At 73.3% G+C, this 15,566-nt stretch carries 16 protein-coding genes; 3 read left to right on the top strand and 13 right to left on the bottom strand.

Annotation, left to right across the window (positions count from 1 at the left end; translation table 11 throughout):
• Positions 1-10 precede the first annotated feature (10 nt).
• The 4 genes from BGP03_RS35415 to BGP03_RS35400 form a co-directional block, all read right to left on the bottom strand.
• Positions 11-688, bottom strand: a complete 678-nt coding sequence (locus BGP03_RS35415) for a fasciclin domain-containing protein (protein ID WP_296373161.1) — start codon at positions 686-688, stop codon at positions 11-13.
• A gap of 193 nt (positions 689-881) precedes the next feature.
• Positions 882-2,465, bottom strand: coding sequence for a molybdopterin-dependent oxidoreductase (locus BGP03_RS35410; RefSeq protein WP_296373160.1), 1,584 nt, complete (start codon positions 2,463-2,465; stop codon positions 882-884).
• Positions 2,466-2,523: 58 nt separating this feature from the next.
• A complete protein-coding gene (locus BGP03_RS35405) occupies positions 2,524-2,760 on the bottom strand; it encodes a glutaredoxin family protein (RefSeq protein ID WP_298801007.1) in 237 nt (78 codons plus the stop codon).
• Complete coding sequence (locus BGP03_RS35400) at positions 2,757-4,331, bottom strand: AMP-binding protein (protein WP_298801008.1); 1,575 nt, start codon at positions 4,329-4,331, stop codon at positions 2,757-2,759. The genes BGP03_RS35405 and BGP03_RS35400 overlap by 4 nt, the downstream gene beginning before the upstream one ends.
• 449 nt (positions 4,332-4,780) lie before the next feature.
• On the opposite strand from BGP03_RS35400, the gene BGP03_RS35395 reads away from it, so the two are divergent.
• From BGP03_RS35395 to BGP03_RS35385, 3 genes are all read left to right on the top strand, one after another.
• Entirely contained in the window at positions 4,781-5,479 is a 699-nt protein-coding gene (locus tag BGP03_RS35395) for a sigma-70 family RNA polymerase sigma factor (RefSeq protein ID WP_296373154.1), read from the top strand.
• 187 nt (positions 5,480-5,666) lie between these two features.
• A complete protein-coding gene (locus BGP03_RS35390) occupies positions 5,667-6,998 on the top strand; it encodes a DUF5667 domain-containing protein (protein WP_296373152.1) in 1,332 nt (443 codons plus the stop codon).
• A 101-nt stretch (positions 6,999-7,099) separates the two neighbouring features.
• On the top strand, positions 7,100-8,005 hold the full coding sequence (locus BGP03_RS35385) for an HAD-IB family hydrolase (protein WP_298801009.1): 906 nt from the start codon (positions 7,100-7,102) through the stop codon (positions 8,003-8,005).
• Between the two features lie 10 nt (positions 8,006-8,015).
• Here BGP03_RS35385 and BGP03_RS35380 read toward each other — a convergent pair whose 3' ends face one another.
• The 9 genes from BGP03_RS35380 to BGP03_RS35340 form a co-directional block, all read right to left on the bottom strand.
• The gene (locus tag BGP03_RS35380) at positions 8,016-9,002 is read right to left on the bottom strand and encodes a lysophospholipid acyltransferase family protein (RefSeq protein ID WP_298801010.1); all 987 of its coding nucleotides are present in this window, start codon (positions 9,000-9,002) and stop codon (positions 8,016-8,018) included.
• 35 nt (positions 9,003-9,037) lie between these two features.
• A complete protein-coding gene (locus BGP03_RS35375) occupies positions 9,038-10,075 on the bottom strand; it encodes an NAD-dependent epimerase/dehydratase family protein (RefSeq protein ID WP_296373147.1) in 1,038 nt (345 codons plus the stop codon).
• 151 nt (positions 10,076-10,226) lie between these two features.
• Entirely contained in the window at positions 10,227-10,328 is a 102-nt protein-coding gene (locus tag BGP03_RS35370; protein ID WP_010241351.1) for an AURKAIP1/COX24 domain-containing protein, read from the bottom strand.
• 135 nt (positions 10,329-10,463) lie between these two features.
• Positions 10,464-10,682: a helix-turn-helix domain-containing protein gene (locus tag BGP03_RS35365; RefSeq protein ID WP_296373145.1), complete on the bottom strand. Its 219-nt coding sequence runs from the start codon at positions 10,680-10,682 to the stop codon at positions 10,464-10,466.
• A gap of 160 nt (positions 10,683-10,842) precedes the next feature.
• On the bottom strand, positions 10,843-11,655 hold the full coding sequence (gene proC, locus BGP03_RS35360; RefSeq protein WP_296373143.1) for a pyrroline-5-carboxylate reductase: 813 nt from the start codon (positions 11,653-11,655) through the stop codon (positions 10,843-10,845).
• Positions 11,656-11,665: 10 nt separating this feature from the next.
• A complete protein-coding gene (locus BGP03_RS35355; protein ID WP_296373142.1) occupies positions 11,666-12,484 on the bottom strand; it encodes a thioesterase family protein in 819 nt (272 codons plus the stop codon).
• 33 nt (positions 12,485-12,517) lie between these two features.
• The gene (locus BGP03_RS35350) at positions 12,518-13,315 is read right to left on the bottom strand and encodes a sugar phosphate isomerase/epimerase (RefSeq protein WP_296373140.1); all 798 of its coding nucleotides are present in this window, start codon (positions 13,313-13,315) and stop codon (positions 12,518-12,520) included.
• A complete protein-coding gene (locus tag BGP03_RS35345; RefSeq protein WP_298801012.1) occupies positions 13,312-14,466 on the bottom strand; it encodes a hypothetical protein in 1,155 nt (384 codons plus the stop codon). Before BGP03_RS35345 ends, BGP03_RS35350 begins: the two co-directional genes overlap by 4 nt.
• Positions 14,463-15,491: a Ppx/GppA phosphatase family protein gene (locus BGP03_RS35340; RefSeq protein WP_298801013.1), complete on the bottom strand. Its 1,029-nt coding sequence runs from the start codon at positions 15,489-15,491 to the stop codon at positions 14,463-14,465. The genes BGP03_RS35345 and BGP03_RS35340 overlap by 4 nt, the downstream gene beginning before the upstream one ends.
• Positions 15,492-15,566: the final 75 nt, after the last annotated feature.

The raw sequence follows: 15,566 nt of genomic DNA, 5'->3' as shown, positions 1-15,566 counted from the left end.
CAGCCCTGGATCAGGACTTCGGCATCAGAACCTTGTCGATCACGAACACGGTGGCGTTCGAGGTGGGGATGTTGCCGCACAGCACCGAGGCGGTGTTGCCCGAGCCGTCGGTCAGCGTCGGCGCCGTGGCGGTGCCACCGATGGTGACGTCACCACCCGCGAGCTCGGTGGTCTTGCCGGCGGCGACGAGGCCGGCGGCGTCGTAGCGCTGCGGGACCACGTGGTAGCTGAGCAGGGCGCCGAGCTTGGTCGGGTTGGCCAGCAGGGCGTTGAACGCCGCGTCGCCGATGGACTTCTGGACCGCCGCGAACGCGTCGTTGTACGGCGCGTAGACGGTGATGGCCTTCTGCGAGTTGAGCGTGTCGGCCAGGCCGGGAACCTTGCCGACGGCGGTGACCAGCGTGGTCAGCAGCGGGTTGCTCGACGCGGCGGTGGCCACCGGGTTCGGGCCCATGTTGTTCAGCGAGCCCGGGGCGTCGCCCTGCGGGAGCTTGCTGCAGGCCGGGCCGAAGACGTCGGCGTTGGTGGTCACGCCGTCACTCGCGGCGGCGGCCGAGGTGGGGGCGGCGGCGGCGGGCGCCGAGGTGGCGGTCCCGGTGGACGCGGTCTCGGAGCTGCCACAGGCGGCCAGCGCCACGGTGAGGGCGGCCATGGCACCGACGGCGGCCAGTCGCTGGATCTTTCGCACGGGTGTTCCTCCTAGAGCGAGGCCCGGTTGCTCCGGACCTGTCAGTGAGCTTTCGACGTTGAGCCGAAAGTGGTTCAGTCTTCGGATGTAACGGTTCGGCAACGAGCCTTGCCTATACGTCCGGTCGTGCAGCACAGATCCACCGGTCAGGCCAGTCGAGAGAGCCGATCGGGTGGGCTGTGAGTCTGTTGGGCTAGTTGACGGTGAAGATCGTGGCCTGCCATCCGGACGCACCGTCCGGGATCGGGTCGGCCCGCGTCTCGGTCTGGGTGTAGCCGGTCTTGTCCGTGGCCCGGACCTGGACCGTGTGACTGCCCGCGCCCAGCTGGAAGTCGGAGCGCCACATGCGCCAGGTGTTGATGTTGACCTCGGTGGAGAGGTCGGCGACCTGCCACGCGCCGCCGTCCACGCGGACCTCGACCTTCTCGATGCCCGTGTGCTGCGCCCACGCGATGCCCGACACCGTGACCTTGCCCGCCGGCACCTGTGCGAAGCCCTGCGGCGAGTCGATCCGCGACATCGTCTTGATCGGCGCCTTCACCGCCCACGAGCGCTCGCGCCAGTACCCCTGCTTCGCCGCGAACGTCGTGGCCTCCAGGTCGACGACCCACTTGGTGGCCGAGACGTAGCCGTACAGGCCGGGCACCACCATCCGCACCGGGAAGCCGTGTTCCGGGGGCAGCGCCTCGCCGTTCATCCCGATGGCCAGCAGCGCACCTCGGCCCGGCTCCATCACGACGTCGGTGGGGGTGCCGGTGTACCAGCCGTCGACGCTCGTGCTGAACAGCTGGTCGGCCCCGGGCTGGACGCCCGCCTCCATGAGGATGTCGCGCAGCTCCACGCCGATGAAGTTGGTGGTGGAGATGAGGTTGCCGCCGATGGGGTTGGAGACGCACGTCATCGTGATCGTGCGCTCCACGAGCGGGCGGGCGAGCAGGTCGTCGAAGGTGAGGGTGATCTCCTTGTCGACCATGCCGTGGATCTTCATCGACCAGGCCGACGCCGTCTGGCTCGGGATCCGCAGCGCGACGTCGATCCGGTAGAAGTCGGGGTTGGCCGTCAGGAACGTGGGCGTGCCCGCCTCGGGGAACGCGGCGCCCGCCGGGATCGCCGGGGCCCGCTCCACCAGCCGGGCGGCCTGCAGCTGCTTGGTGACGGTCTCGCGCGAGCCGCCGACGCCGTTGCCGAGCAGCAGCCCGCCCCCGCCCGCGGCGAGCGCACCGACGCCGACGGCGACCGAGCCGCCGATGAGGACGTTGCGGCGCGAGACGCCGCCGGCGGTGTCGGTCCCGGTGGCGTAGGCCCGGCGGGCCAGCGAGTGCAGCCAGCGGAACGACAGCACGCCGGCCGCGACGGACACCAGCGGGGCGACGAGGTCGAGCGGCGAGAACACCGGGGCGATGGCCACCGCGGCGAACCCCAGCACGCCCAGCACGACGATCACGACCAGGCCCGGCCGCGGGCTGCGCCGCGACGCCAACCCCGCCAGCAGCGCGACGATCGCGATGACCACCGCGATGCCGCTGAGCAGGATCGGCTTGTCGTTGGTGCCGAACGTGACCTTCGCGAACTCGGTGAGAGGTTCGGGCGAGAAGCGGATGACGGTGTCGCCCACCGCGAGGTAGGGCGACGAGGCGGGCGAGATCAGGGCCGCGACGAGGTGGCCGAACGCGAGAGCGGCACCCACCGCCAGCAGCCCGATCAGCGCCGCGAACCCACGGGGGATCGCCGTTGGTGTCGGGGTGGGGGGCTCCGGGGGTGCCGCTGTCGTGCTCACGGCCAAGGTTCGCCCGGGAGGCGGCTTGCGGTTCGATCGGCGGTCCGAGCGACGCCGATCAGGCCAGCGCCTTCCGCAGCCGCGGCTCCTCCACCCGCCAGAATCCGTGTTCGCGGCCGTCCACCATGATGACGGGCACCCGGTCGCCGTACTCGGCGCGCAGCTCGCCGTCGGCGTCGACGTCCACGGCTGTCCACTCGATGCCCAGCTCGTCGCAGATCCGCTCGACGTCGGCCTCGGCCGTGACGCACAGGGAGCAGTCGGCGCGGGTGTAGATGGTGACCCGGTGGCTCATGCGCCCGCCGCCAGCTGCCGGCGGGCGACCTTGCCCGTGGGGGTGCGGGGCAGCTCGTCCACGAACTGGATCACCGCGGGCACCTTGAACCGGGCCAGCCGCACCGCGCAGTGCGCCCGCACCGTGTCCTCGGTCAGCTCCGGCGAACCGACGAGCACGGCCTTGACCGCCTCACCGGTGCGGTCGTCCGCGACGCCGACCACCGCGGCCTCCGTGACGCCGTCGATCTCCAGCAGCACCTGCTCGACCTCACGCGGGTAGACGTTGAAGCCGTTGACGATCACGAGGTCCGACGAGCGGTCGACGAGGTGCAGGTCGCCGTCCGTGTCCAGGAAGCCGACGTCGGCCGTGCGGAACCAGCCGTCGGCGTCGGGGCCGCCCTCACCGTCGGGCCAGTAGCCGGAGAACAGGTTGGGCCCGCGCAACGCGACCAGGCCGGTGTCCTGGCTCGGGTCGGAGACCTCCTCGTCGATGTCGTCGGGGTCGGGCTCGGAGGGCGTGTCGATCGGCCGGCCCTCGGTGTCCACCAGCCGCAGCTCCACACCCGGCAGCGCCCGGCCCACGGAGCCGGCCTTCGGGGCGGCGTCGAGCGGGTTGGTGGTGATCACCGGACCGCCTTCGGTCAGGCCGTAGCCCTCGAAGATCGACAGACCGGTCGCCTCCCGGAACCGGGCCAGCCACTTCGCCGGCAGCGGAGCCCCGCCGGAGGTGCAGAGCCGGACCCCCGCCATGGCCGCACGCAGCTCGTCGGGCGGGAGGTCGAGCAGCGCCCGGTACATCGACGGCACCCCGGCGACGCCGCTCACCCGCTCCGCGACGAGGACCTCCGCGATGTGGGCCGGCTCGAAGCGGTCGGTGAGCACCACGGTGGCGCCGGCCCAGCAGACCTGCAGGAAGCCCGCGGCGAGCCCGAAGACGTGGAACAGCGGCAGGGAGAGCAGCACCCGGTCGACGGGCGCCACGAGCGGCGGGCGCAGCTGCCCGGCCTGCTCCCGGTTGGCCAGCACGGCGCGGTGCGACAACCGGACGCCGCGGGGCACCCCCGTGGTGCCCGAGGTGTAGACGAGGAGCGCGATGTCCTCCCCACCTCCGGAGTGGCTCGGGGGAGCCTCGGCCGAGGGGGCCTGCGAGCGGGTCGTGACGTCGGGCGGAGCGATCACCGCGGCCCCGACGGCGGCCGCGGCAGCCGTCGCGGCTTCGTCACCCTCCGCAGCCACCACGACCGCGGGACGGCAGTCGTCGAACACGATCCGGAGCTCCCGCGGCACCGCGATCGGACCGTGCGGAACGGCCACCGCACCCGCCCTCATCGCCCCCAGGACGGCCACGCAGAACGGCGCCCCGTTGGCCAGCCGGACCACGACCCGGTCACCCCTCGAGACGCCCGCCGCGAGCAGGCGCGTGGCCTCCGCGGACACCGCCGAGTCCAGGTCGAACCACGTCAGTGTGTTTTTCCTGCTCACATCGACGATCGCGGGCTGATCGGGGACTCGGGCCGCCGCGCGCGCCACGAGCTCCGCGACGTGGGTGGGCGAGTGCCCGTCGGACGCGGGTGGGGACGTGCTGTCCACGGCACTCCAGGGGTCTGCTCGAGGGCTTCGGGAACGGGCCTGACGCGAGTCTGGCACGGGCCGTGCGGCGCGCCCGTCGCGGCGTTCGGCGCGGGGTCACGCCCCCGGGCGGAAGGCGACACGCGGATGCCCGCTACGTTGACCGCGCGTAGTCGTCCGCTCACCGGAACAGGAGTACGGCGAGCGGCACTGCGTCTTTCACCACACCGTGTCGGTCGTATGCTCCGCCGCGACAGAGACAACTGCTTACGGCTTACTCAACGCCCCGACGCACCGGTTCGTCGCGAGACTCACCCAAGGGAGTGGCATGCAGCCTGTTGTGATCAGCACATCGCGGATCCGTCCGCGGCGTCCTGTCCGACACGGGTGCGAGGTCTGACCCCCGAATGCGACCGCCCCGGCTACTCCACACCGAAGCCACCCGTCTCCCCACGGGTGGGGAGGTATCGATGTCCCCGACGACCGCTCCCCCGGTCGGGGCGCCCCCGGGTCCCACCCGGAACGCCCCGGTGACGGGCCCGCCGCTCCCCCGGCAGCGACCGCACGGCGCCGACGAGGCCGCCCCGGACCCGGACGCCGCCCCGCCCGCCGAGCCCGAGGACGCCAACGGCGCCTGGGCGCTCGTCAAGGCCGCACAGGCCGGCGACATGGCCGCCTTCGGCGAGCTGTTCGACCGCTACTACGACGTCGTGTTCCGGTTCGTGCTGTTCCGGATGGGTGACCGCACCCTCGCCGAGGACATCACCCAGGAGACGTTCGTCCGCGCGCTGCGCCGCATCACCTCGGTGAGCTACCAGGGCCGTGACATCGGTGCGTGGTTCGTCACCATCGCGCGCAACCTGATCTTCGACCACGTGAAGTCGAGCCGCTACCGGCTCGAGCAGACCACTGCCGAGATCGTCGAACTCTCACCGAGCACCAGCGGCCCGGAGCAGCAGGTGCTCGACGGGGCCACCAACAACGAGCTCCTCAAGTGCATCGGCAAACTGAACCCCGACCAGCAGGAATGCATCAAGCTGCGGTTCCTGCAGGGGCTGTCGGTGGCCGAAACGGCGGTCATCATGGATCGCAACGAGGGGGCCGTCAAGGCCCTGCAGCACCGTGCGGTCCGTCGGCTCGCCCAGCTGTTACCGGAGGGGCTGCGATGAGTTTCCGCCTTATCGGAGCCCACCCCCGGAACGTTACGGGTGCGGCGAATGAACGACTCGATGCGGTGAACGGTCGCACACCCGTAACCTGCTCCGCTGCCGATCGTTGTGTGGGTGAACGTCGGGAGCCTGTGGTGCGCCAGCACCGCAGCTCGTACAGCGCAGGTGTGCAGTGAGGACGGCCAACATGCCCGCCGAACAGGGCCCTGTTGATCCCGGTTGGGAAGCAGAGCAGTTCGCAGCGGCGATCGAGCAGGGGCGAACCCCCGGTTCCGTCGCCGACCCCGGACTGGCGCGTGATCTGGAGATCGCGGCCATGCTGCGGTCCGCGGGCGGGGCGTACGCGCCCCGCCCCGACGAGAAGGCGCGCGCCCGCGCCCGCCTCATGGCGATGCTGGCGCAGCCCGAGGCCGCCGCGCCGGACGACGCGGTGACCACGGTCATGCCTGCCGTCACCGCGGTCGCACCCGCCGTCGAGCCCTCCGTCGCCGACGAGCCCGACGAGGACCTGGTGCCGCTGGTCCGGGCCGGTCGCCGCCCCGGTCGTCACACGCTGCCCCGGAGCATGTCGAGCCGCCCGGAGGGCCGCCCCCGCGGCAGGGCGCGCTCGACGGCCCGCGGTCTGAGCCGGCGTGCCCTCGTGCTCGGTGCGGCGGCTCTGGTCGCGGTGGTCGCCGCGGCCGGCGGCAGCATCTTCGCCAGCCGTGACGCGCTGCCCGGCGACGCCCTCTACCCCGTCAAGCGGGTGGCCGAGTCGGCCGGGCTCGCGATGACGTTCGACAAGTCCGCCAAGGCCCACCGCCAGCTCGAGCTCGCCACGACGCGCCTCGACGAGGTCGAGAAGCTCGTCACGACCAACCCGGCCGGGATCGCGGCCGATCCCCAGCTCGTGCAGTCGGCGATCCAGGACTTCGACTCCTCCACCGGAGACGGGTCCCGCGCCCTCATGGACTCCGAGGACGCCGGCGGGTCCGCCGCCCTCGGCGACCTGCGGGCGTGGGCCGGGGAGCAGGCCGCCAAGCTGTCGGTCCTGCGCTCGGCGCTGCCCACCAGCACGGTTCCCGGTGCGGACGACTCCATCAGCCTCCTGGACCGGCTCCTGGGCCGCACCCAGGCGCTGAGCGACCGCTCGAACTGCGCCCGGGTCACCTCCGGCACGGTCGACGACCTCGGTCCGCTGCCGGCCACGGGCACCTGCTCGCCGCGGACGGCCGGCTCGGAGGGGACCGGGGGGACCACGGGATCCGGGGAGTCGACCACCGACGACCCGTCGGCCCCCGGCGCCGGCACCGGCCCGGGCGCGCCGAGCACCGCGCCCCGGACCGGGGCCCCGGCCCAGGGCCTCGTCCCGTCCACCGACGGCGCCGACGCTCCCGGCACGTCCACCGACGCGCCGTCCAGCGCCCCCACCACGGCTCCGTCGGGCGGCAACATCTCGGTCCCGGTGCCGCTACCGCTGCTCCCGCCGATCAACCTGCCGCCGCTGCTGCCCGGCATGCCCGGCGTCACGATCGGCTGATCTCGACGCTCGACGTTCACGGTTCACGACGAGGCCGCCGCGGAGGATTCCGCGGCGGCCTCGTTGGTTCTCCGGGGTCGTCACGCCAGTAGGCTGGGCGCGTGGTTGATGCAGACACGCGTTCGGGCGACGGCGCCGAGGCCGATGTCCGGGAACGGGACCCTGCGGTGGTGGCGGGCGAGGCCTCAGCGGCCGCGGCCGTGGCCGCGGGTGACAGCGGCCCGGCCGACGTCCCCCAGACCGATCTCACGGCCGCGGCGTTCTTCGACGTCGACAACACGATGATGATCGGCGCATCGATCTTCCACTTCGCCCGCGGGCTCGCCGCCCGCAAGTTCTTCACCACCGCCGACCTCGCCGGGTTCGCCTGGCAGCAGCTGAAGTTCCGGATCGGTGGCCGCGAGACCACCTACTCCACCACCACCGGGCGCGACACCGCGCTGTCGTTCGTCGCCGGGCGTCCGGTCGCCGAGATCACCGAGCTCGGCGAGGAGATCTACGACGAGCTGATGGCCGACCGCATCTGGGCGGGCACCCGCGCGCTGGCCCAGATGCACCTCGACGCCGGCCAGCGCGTCTGGCTGGTCACCGCCACCCCCGTCGAGCTGGCCCTGATCATCGCGCGGCGCCTCGGGCTCACCGGCGCACTGGGCACCGTCGCGGAGAACGTCGACGGGCACTACACGGGGCGTCTGGTGGGAGAGATCCTGCACGGCCCGGCGAAGGCCCACGCCGTGCGCGCCCTGGCCGTGGCCGAGGGCCTCGACCTGCGCCGCTGCACCGCCTACTCCGACTCCGTCAACGACGTGCCGATGCTCTCGGCCGTCGGCACGGCGGTGGCGGTCAACCCCGACTCCGAACTGCGCGACGTCGCCAAGGACCGCGGCTGGCAGATCCGTGACTTCCGCACGGGCCGCAGGGCGGCTCGCATCGGCGTCCCCTCGGTCCTGGGCGCGGGAGCCCTGGCCGGCGCGGTGGCGGCGGGCCTGGCGGCCCGGCGGCGATGATTCCCAGGGGTCAGCCCAGGAACGCGTTGCGGCGCTGGCTCAGCAGCCGGTACAGGGTGTGCTGGATGGTCTCCCGGACCTGGTCGGTGAGGTTGAAGACCGTCATCGGGTCCTCGGCGTCGGCGGGGTCGAGGGCGTCGGTGCGGATCGGCTCGCCGAACTCGATGTACCACTTGCTCGGCAGCGGGACGAGCCCGAGCGGGCCGAGGTGCGGGAACAGCGGGGTGATCGGGAAGTACGGGGCGCCGAACAGCCGGGCCAGCGCCTTGATCTCGCCGATCTTGGGGTAGATCTCCTCGGCCCCCACGATGGAGCACGGGATGATCGGCACCCCGGTGCGCAGCGCGGCGGAGACGAAGCCGCCCCGGCCGAAGCGCTGCAGCTTGTAGCGGTCGCGGAACGGCTTGCCGATGCCCTTGAAGCCCTCCGGCCACACGCCGACCAGCTCGCCGGAGCGCATCAGCCGTTCGGCGTCGGGGTTGCAGGCCAGCGTGCTGCCCTGCTTGCGGGCCAGTGCGCCGAAGCCGGGGAGCTTGAACAGCAGGTCGGCGCCGAGCGTGCGCAGGTGGCGCTGGGCGGGGTGGTCGTCGTGCAGCGCCACGGCCGTCATCAGCCCGTCGAGCGGCAGGGTGCCGGAGTGGTTGGCCACCACCAGCGCACCGCCGACGTCGGGCACGTGGTGCATGCCGATCGTCTCCACGCGGAACCACTTCTGGTAGAGCGGGCGCAGGGCCGGGAGCAGCAGGTTGTCGGTGAGGTCGGCGTCGAAGCCGAACTCGTCCACGGCGTAGTCGCCCTCGAAACGGCGGCGCGCGAAGGTCAGCGCGGCCTCGAGCGCCCCCTCCCAGGCGGCCGGGTCGGGCTCGGCGGCCACGGGCTCGGGCTCCGGTTCCGGGGCCGGAGGCTGGACCGGCGCGACGCCGGGCTTCCCGAGACGCCAGCGGGTGCGGCCGCCCGACGCATCGGGGTGCAACGGGATGACGCGGGCTTCGGACACGGGTGCCCCCCTTCTGGCCTGGGTGTTGCGGGCGGTCATCGCAGGGTCCGGGCGAGCGAGAGCACGCCGCGCTCCACGGACTCGATCTGCTCGGCCGAGACCACCGGCCGCAGGGCCCGGCCACGGACGTAGTCGTCGAACGCCTGCATGGTGGTCCAGCGCGGGGTGAACCCGAACTGGGTGCGCAGCCGCGTGTTGTCGACGACACGGCCGAAGTTGAGCAGGCGCATCTGCTCCGGCGAGAAGTCCACCAGCCGGGCGCTGCGGAAGATCCGGCTGACCGGGCCCACGGCGGCGCTCGGCAGCGGGACGGCGACGCGTCCGGCCCGCCGGATCGCCTGCGAGAGCAGGAGCACGCCGTCGGCGGCCACGTTGAACGTGCCCGGGATCTCGTGGCTGGCGGCGCGCTCCAGCACCGCGAGCGCGTCCTCCTCGTGCAGCAGCTGCACGCGGGCGTCGTAGCCGAGCACGGTGGGGACCACGGGCAGCGCGAAGTACCGGGTGAACACCGTGTCGATGCGCGGGCCGATGAAGTTGGCGAAGCGCAGCACCGTGACGGCGACGTCGGGCCGGCGGCGCGCGAACCCGCGCAGGTAGCCCTCGATCTCCACGGCGTCCTTGGCGTAGCCGCCCGACGGCAGGTCCTTGGGCACCATCGTCTCGTCGAACAGGGCGGGGTCACGCGGGCTCGACCCGTAGACGGCGCTGGTGGACTTGAGCACCACGCGCTTCACCGTGTCGGCCTTCTGGCACGCCGCGAGCAGCTGCATCGTGCCGATGACGTTCATCTCCTTCATCGCCGTGCGCCCGCCCGAGGAGCCCGGGTTGGCCGACAGCGACGCGTGCACCACGGTGTCGACCGATGCGTGGGAGATGACCTTGGCGATGAGCGGGTTGCGGATGTCGGCGCGCACGAACTCGGCGCGGCCCATGCGGCGCAGCAGGTCACGGGGTGGGGGGACGGTGTCGACCCCGAGCACGCGGTCGATGTCCGGGTTGGCCGCGAGCCGGGCGGCGAGGTGACCGCCCAGGAAACGGCTGACACCGGTGACGAGAACGACGGACGGCGTCACGGCGGGGCCCCTGCGGAGTGTGCGGGTGGATGCGGCGGGTGACCGATGCTAGACCCCGGACGAGGTCAGCGGGTCGGGTCGTGAGCGGACGCACCGGAAACAGAAGCGGCCGGCCGGGATCCTCTCGGAGGACCCCGGCCGGCCGCTGCCGTCACTTGCCGAGCTTGCGACGCTGCACGCGGGTCTTGCGAAGCAGCTTGCGGTGCTTCTTCTTCGACATCCGCTTGCGGCGCTTCTTGATGACGGAGCCCATACGTGGACCTTCCTGATCGTGACGCGACCGGTGCGATCGCGGGTGCTACGGAGAGGCCCGACCGGACGCGGCGCAGGGCGCACACGGGCCGGGCGATGACCGGTGGCCCATCCTACCTGCGACGGTGTGAGGTGCTCAGCCCGCGTCGAAGTAGGCGCTGCGGAGGTATTCCTCGACCGCGCCCTTGGGCACCCTGAAGGACCGGCCGACGCGGGCGGCGGGCAGGTCACCGCCGTGCACGAGCCGGTAGACCGTCATCTTCGACACGCGCATCATCGCCGCGACCTCGGCCACGGTCAGGAACTGAACCTGGCCGATGTGGCCGAGATCCGAATCCCGGGGCTCGATCGCCATCCGATCACCGCTTTCTGGGTACTCGGCACCGGTGTCGGCTCCGCGCCGACTCCGTGTTCCTGCTGAGGATAGCGGTGCGGGTGTGACGACTCCGACACGCACTCCACACACGTGTGTCGTACAGCTCCGCGTCAGGGTGATGTGTGGTAGTCCGATCGGGTCATGACTGCTGCGCCGCGCGACCCAGCTCCACCGATCGGTCGCGTGCCGCCTCGATCGCGTCGATCAACGCCGCCCGCACGCCGTGCCGCTCCAGCTCCCGGATCGCGGCGATGGTGGTGCCGGCCGGCGACGTGACGGCCTCGCGGAGAAGCACCGGGTGGTCGGCGGAGTCGCGCATCATCTGCGCCGCCCCGAACGCCGACTGGACGATGAGGTCGGCCGCGACGGCGCGCGGGAGGCCGAGCAGGATGCCGGCGTCGATCATGGCCTCGACCAGGTAGAAGAAGTAGGCGGGCCCCGACCCCGACAGCGCCGTCACGGCGTCCTGCTGCGACTCCGGCACCCGCACCACGCGGCCGACCGAGCCCAGCATCGTCTCGACGGTGGCCAGATGGTCCTCCGTGGCGTGGGTACCCGCCGACACAGCGCTCATGGCCTCGCCGACCAGCATCGGGGTGTTGGGCATGACCCGCACCACCGCGGTGCCCTCGGGCAGCCCGCCCTCGAACAGGGCCGTCGGGAGTCCCGCGCACAGGGAGACGACCAGCGTGCCCGGGCGCAGCGCCGGAGCGAGCTCGGCGAGCACCGGGGCGATGTCCTGCGGCTTGACGGCCACCACCACGACGTCGGACCGCTCCGCGGCCTCCGCCACGCCGAGCGCCGCCACCTTCAGCCGGGCCGCCAGCTCCGCGGCGCGCTGCGGGTGGCGCTCGGTGAACGCCAGCTCGTCGGGGGCCGTCCCGGCGGCCAGCAGGCCCGCCAGCAGCGCCTCCCCGATCTTCCCCGCTCCGAGCACCGCGATCCGTGTCATGGTCGGAACCCTACTTGCGCTCCAGGGGGCTGAGCGCCAGCTGCCTCGCCTGGCACACGAGCCGGCCGGCCGAGTCCACCACCGTGACGTCCTCGTCGAACCACGTGCCCGCCACGGTGGCCGCACGCGACTCCAGCCGCAGCCACCCCGGTGCCGGACGCGCCCGCAGCAGCGCCGTGAGCTGCACGGTGGGGGCCCACCCGAACCGGCCGCCGACGTTGAACACCGCGGGCGGCAGCAGGTCGCCCGCGAGCAGGGCGAACAGCACGTCGGTCGGCTCGTCGCGCGGACGGGCCCAGCCGCGCATCAGCGGCGGGCCCTGCTCGCCCCGCATGAACGGCACGGTGGACGTGTCGAACCGCATGTCGCATGCCGACGACAGCCCGGTCGGGTCGCGCCGGGTGCCCGGGTCGAAGGTGTCGGCGGGCGGGTCGGCGGGCATGTCGGGCAGGTCGGCCCAGCGGGGCTCGTCGTCGGGCAGCCGGCCGGCCGTCAGTGACGCCGTGAGCATCGGCTTCCCGCCCTGCGTCATGCGCACGGACACGACCGACGCCGTGCGTCCGAGCTTGATGACCTCGGTGGCGAGCTCGACGGGACCGGGTTCGGGAGCCCTCAGGAAGTCGGCGGCGATGGCCAGCGGATCGGGATCGGGCACGTCCGCGCCCAGGCGGGCGATGCCGGCCTGGGCCAGCAGCACCAGCAGTATCCCGCCGTGGGCCTTCGGACCCACCGTCCACACCGTGCCGAGCTCCGCGCCGTAGCGACCGTCCCCGAGCGGCTCGACCCCGATCGCGTCGCGGAACAGGGTGGCGGCGGGGGCGGGCTGCATGGTCAACGTCTACCACGCACGTGGAGGCGCGATCTACGAGAGTGCGCTCACGGGCTGCAGGTGGAACCGGGCGAACAGCAGTGACTCCGCGAGCAGCGTCATCCGCTCGTAGCGGGTGCGGCAGCGCCGGGTGCTGATCTCGAGCACGACCACGCCGGCGAAGTCGGAGTCGGCGAGCCGCTGGCACACCTCGGCGCACGGCTGGGTGCCCCGTCCCGGCACGAGGTGCTCGTCGCGCGGGCCCCCGCTGCCGTCGGCGAGGTGGATGTGGGCGAGGTTCGAGCCCATCCGGTCGAGCATGGCGATGGCGTCGGACCCGGCGGCGGCGGTGTGGGAGAGGTCGAGCGTGTAGTGCTCGTGCCCGACCTCGGTGGGGTCGAACCCCGGGCTGTAGGGCACCGAGCGGAAGCCACCCCGGGTGACGGGGAACATGTTCTCCACCGCGAGTGCGACGCCCGCGTACTCACCGGCCCTCGCCACCTCGGCGGCGAACGTGGCGGCGTAGCGCCGCTGCCAGCGGAACGGAGGGTGCAGCACGACGGTGCGGGCCCCGAACTGCTCGGCCGCGTCGACGGACCGGCGGATGCGCTCGACCGGGTCGGAGCCCCATACCCGCTGCGTGACGGCCAGGCAGGGGGCGTGCACGGCCAGCACGGGCACGCCGTACTCCTGCACGAGCCGGGTGACCGCGGCCGGGTTCTGGCTGATCGGATCGGACCAGACCATCAGCTCGACGCCGTCGTAGCCCAGGCCGGCGGCGATCTCGAACGCCGCCCGGACGGGCTCCGGGTAGACCGATGCCGTGGAGAGGGCGACGGGTGGGGTCGTCACCTGCCCAGTAGTACCAGAATCGCTGGTGACACGGTCAGGAGCAGCCCGACCAGCACGGCGAACACCGTGGTGCGCATGTCGTTGTTGCGCAGCAGCGCCCGGACCACGAGCACCAGCCCGACCGTGACGAGCACGGCCGCCGCCAGCGCCACGACCGGCAGCTCGCGCCACAGGAAGCGGAAGCCGACCCACAGGGCCGCGCCGCCGATGGCCCCGACGATCCACTGGGCCACGACCGCTGCCCAGGCCTGACCGGGCGAGGCGTCCGCGGACCCCTTGCGGCGGGCCGACCGGTCGTCGTCGAGATCGTCGAGGTCGTCCGGCTCGTCGTCGTCGAGGTCCAGGCCGGCCGGCCGGTCGTCGAAGTCCAGCGGCGACGCGGCCTGGGTGGGCGGGCCGGCGTCGACGTCGGGAGCCGGGCGGCCGGTGCGGACGCGGTGCCACGACTCGGCGCCGGCCGGGGCCACACCGACCATCGTGGCGGGGCCGCCGTCGTCGTCGGGCTGCTCGGCGGCCGGCTCCTCGATCACCGGCGGCTTGCTCAGGCCCAGAAGCTGCTGCTGGTCGATCGGGCCGGTCAGGCCAGGATCGATGACGCCCGTGCGGTCCTCGCGGTAGCGCGGGATGTGGTCGGTGGGGTTCTCGCGGACCGGCGCGGCCTCCGGCTCGGGCTTGCGGCGCCGGCCCGTGACCGGGGGCACCGCGGGCGCGGCCATCGTCGGGGAGGACGGCGCGGACGGCGCGGACGGCGCGGACGGCGCGGACGGCGAGGACGGCGAGGACGCGGCCGTGCCGTTGCGCGCAGGCGGCTCCGGTGCGGGTTCGGGCGCGAACGACCGCGGAGCGGCCTGCCGCGGCGGCAGCTTCTCGCGCGGGAACGAGTCGCGCGGGGCCGGGCTCCACGGCGTCTGCTCCCGGGGCGGCTGATCCCGGGGCACCGGTTGCCTGAGCACCGAGCGGTCCGGCGCGGGCGGCGGGGCGGCCGCCCATGCAGCGGGCCCGGCCGCGACCCCGTTCGCAGCCTGGGGGGCGTCGTCGTCACCGTCGGCCTCGCGGCGACGGCGTCGACGACCGGTCGCACCGGTGTCGCCGTGCTGCGCGAGCAGCTCGGCGACGGTGCGCTGGCGGGGGTGGTCGGTCTCGGAACTCATCCGGTACACCGTGCCTCGTAGCTCGTCAAGCGTCCAAGAGCTGCCGGCGCGTCCTGCGCCGAGCGGTCGGTCTGTGCCAAGCCGTCGGTCCTGCTCGACGTCTCGAGCGTGTCGAGCCTGCGGAGGATGACGCCCTCGCGCAGGGCCCACGGGCAGATCTCGAGCTCGGTGACGCGCAGCGCCCGCATCGACGCCTCCGCCACCAGGGCCCCGGCCACCAGCTGGTGGGCCCGGCTGGGGCTCACGCCCTCCAGCTCGGCCAGGTCGCCCGCCGACATCCGCGTGATGAACGCCCCGAGCTGGCGCAGCCCGACGTCGGTGAGCCGGCGCCGGGCCCGCGGGCCCGCGCTGGACGGGGCCGCGCCGGTGAGCCGGGCCAGCGAGCGGAACGTCTTGGACGTGCCGACGGCCAGCTCCGGCGCACCGACCCGGCGCAACCGCCGCGCGGCGGGCTCCAGCTGCTCGTCGAGGTGGGCGCGGAGCGTGTCGATCTCCCGGCGCGACGGGGGGTCGGACCGGAACCAGTCGCGGGTGAGGCGGCCCGCCCCCAGCGGCAGCGACGCGGCGGCCGCGGGATGCTCGTCGCGGCCCGCGGCCAGCTCCAGGGAGCCGCCGCCGATGTCGAGCACCAGCAGCCGCCCCGCCGACCAGCCGTACCAGCGGCGCACCGCCAGGAACGTGTAGCGGGCCTCGTCCTCGCCGGGCAGCACCTGCAGCGCGACGCCCGTCTCGTCGCGGACCCGGGCCAGCACCTCGGCGGAGTTCCTGGCGTCGCGCAGCGCCGAGGTGGCGAACGCCAGGAGGTCGGTGCACCCGGCCTCGGCGGCCGACGCGTTGGCCTTCAGGACGGTGCGCACGAGCGCGTCGGCCCCGGCCCGGGTGATGGCACCCGACGCGTCGAGGTTCTCCGCGAGGCGGAGCTCGTCCTTCTCCGACGTCATGGGTGTGGGGTGCCCCCCACGCTGCGCGTCCACCACGAGAAGGTGGACGGTGTTGGAGCCGACGTCGAGCACACCCAGGCGCACGCGGTCAGGCTACGCCCCCGCCGTGACGTCTTCGTGACCCAACCCGCTACAACCAGCGACCGCTAGCTACCCACA

The sequence above is a fragment of the Pseudonocardia sp. 73-21 genome, from assembly GCF_001899645.1.
GTDB lineage: Bacteria > Actinomycetota > Actinomycetes > Mycobacteriales > Pseudonocardiaceae > Pseudonocardia.
This window is presented reverse-complemented; position numbering and strand designations above follow the sequence as displayed.

Excerpts from the sequence above, each read along its gene's own strand:
- BGP03_RS35405 (WP_298801007.1), bottom strand. The coding sequence starts at position 2,760 with ATGAGCCACCGGGTCACCATCTACACCCGCGCCGACTGCTCCCTGTGC.
- BGP03_RS35395 (WP_296373154.1), top strand. The coding sequence starts at position 4,781 with ATGTCCCCGACGACCGCTCCCCCGGTCGGGGCGCCCCCGGGTCCCACC.
- BGP03_RS35390 (WP_296373152.1), top strand. The coding sequence starts at position 5,667 with ATGCCCGCCGAACAGGGCCCTGTTGATCCCGGTTGGGAAGCAGAGCAG.
- BGP03_RS35370 (WP_010241351.1), bottom strand. The coding sequence starts at position 10,328 with ATGGGCTCCGTCATCAAGAAGCGCCGCAAGCGGATGTCGAAGAAGAAG.
- BGP03_RS35365 (WP_296373145.1), bottom strand. The coding sequence starts at position 10,682 with ATGGCGATCGAGCCCCGGGATTCGGATCTCGGCCACATCGGCCAGGTT.
- proC (WP_296373143.1), bottom strand. The coding sequence starts at position 11,655 with ATGACACGGATCGCGGTGCTCGGAGCGGGGAAGATCGGGGAGGCGCTG.
- BGP03_RS35355 (WP_296373142.1), bottom strand. The coding sequence starts at position 12,484 with ATGCAGCCCGCCCCCGCCGCCACCCTGTTCCGCGACGCGATCGGGGTC.
- BGP03_RS35345 (WP_298801012.1), bottom strand. The coding sequence starts at position 14,466 with ATGAGTTCCGAGACCGACCACCCCCGCCAGCGCACCGTCGCCGAGCTG.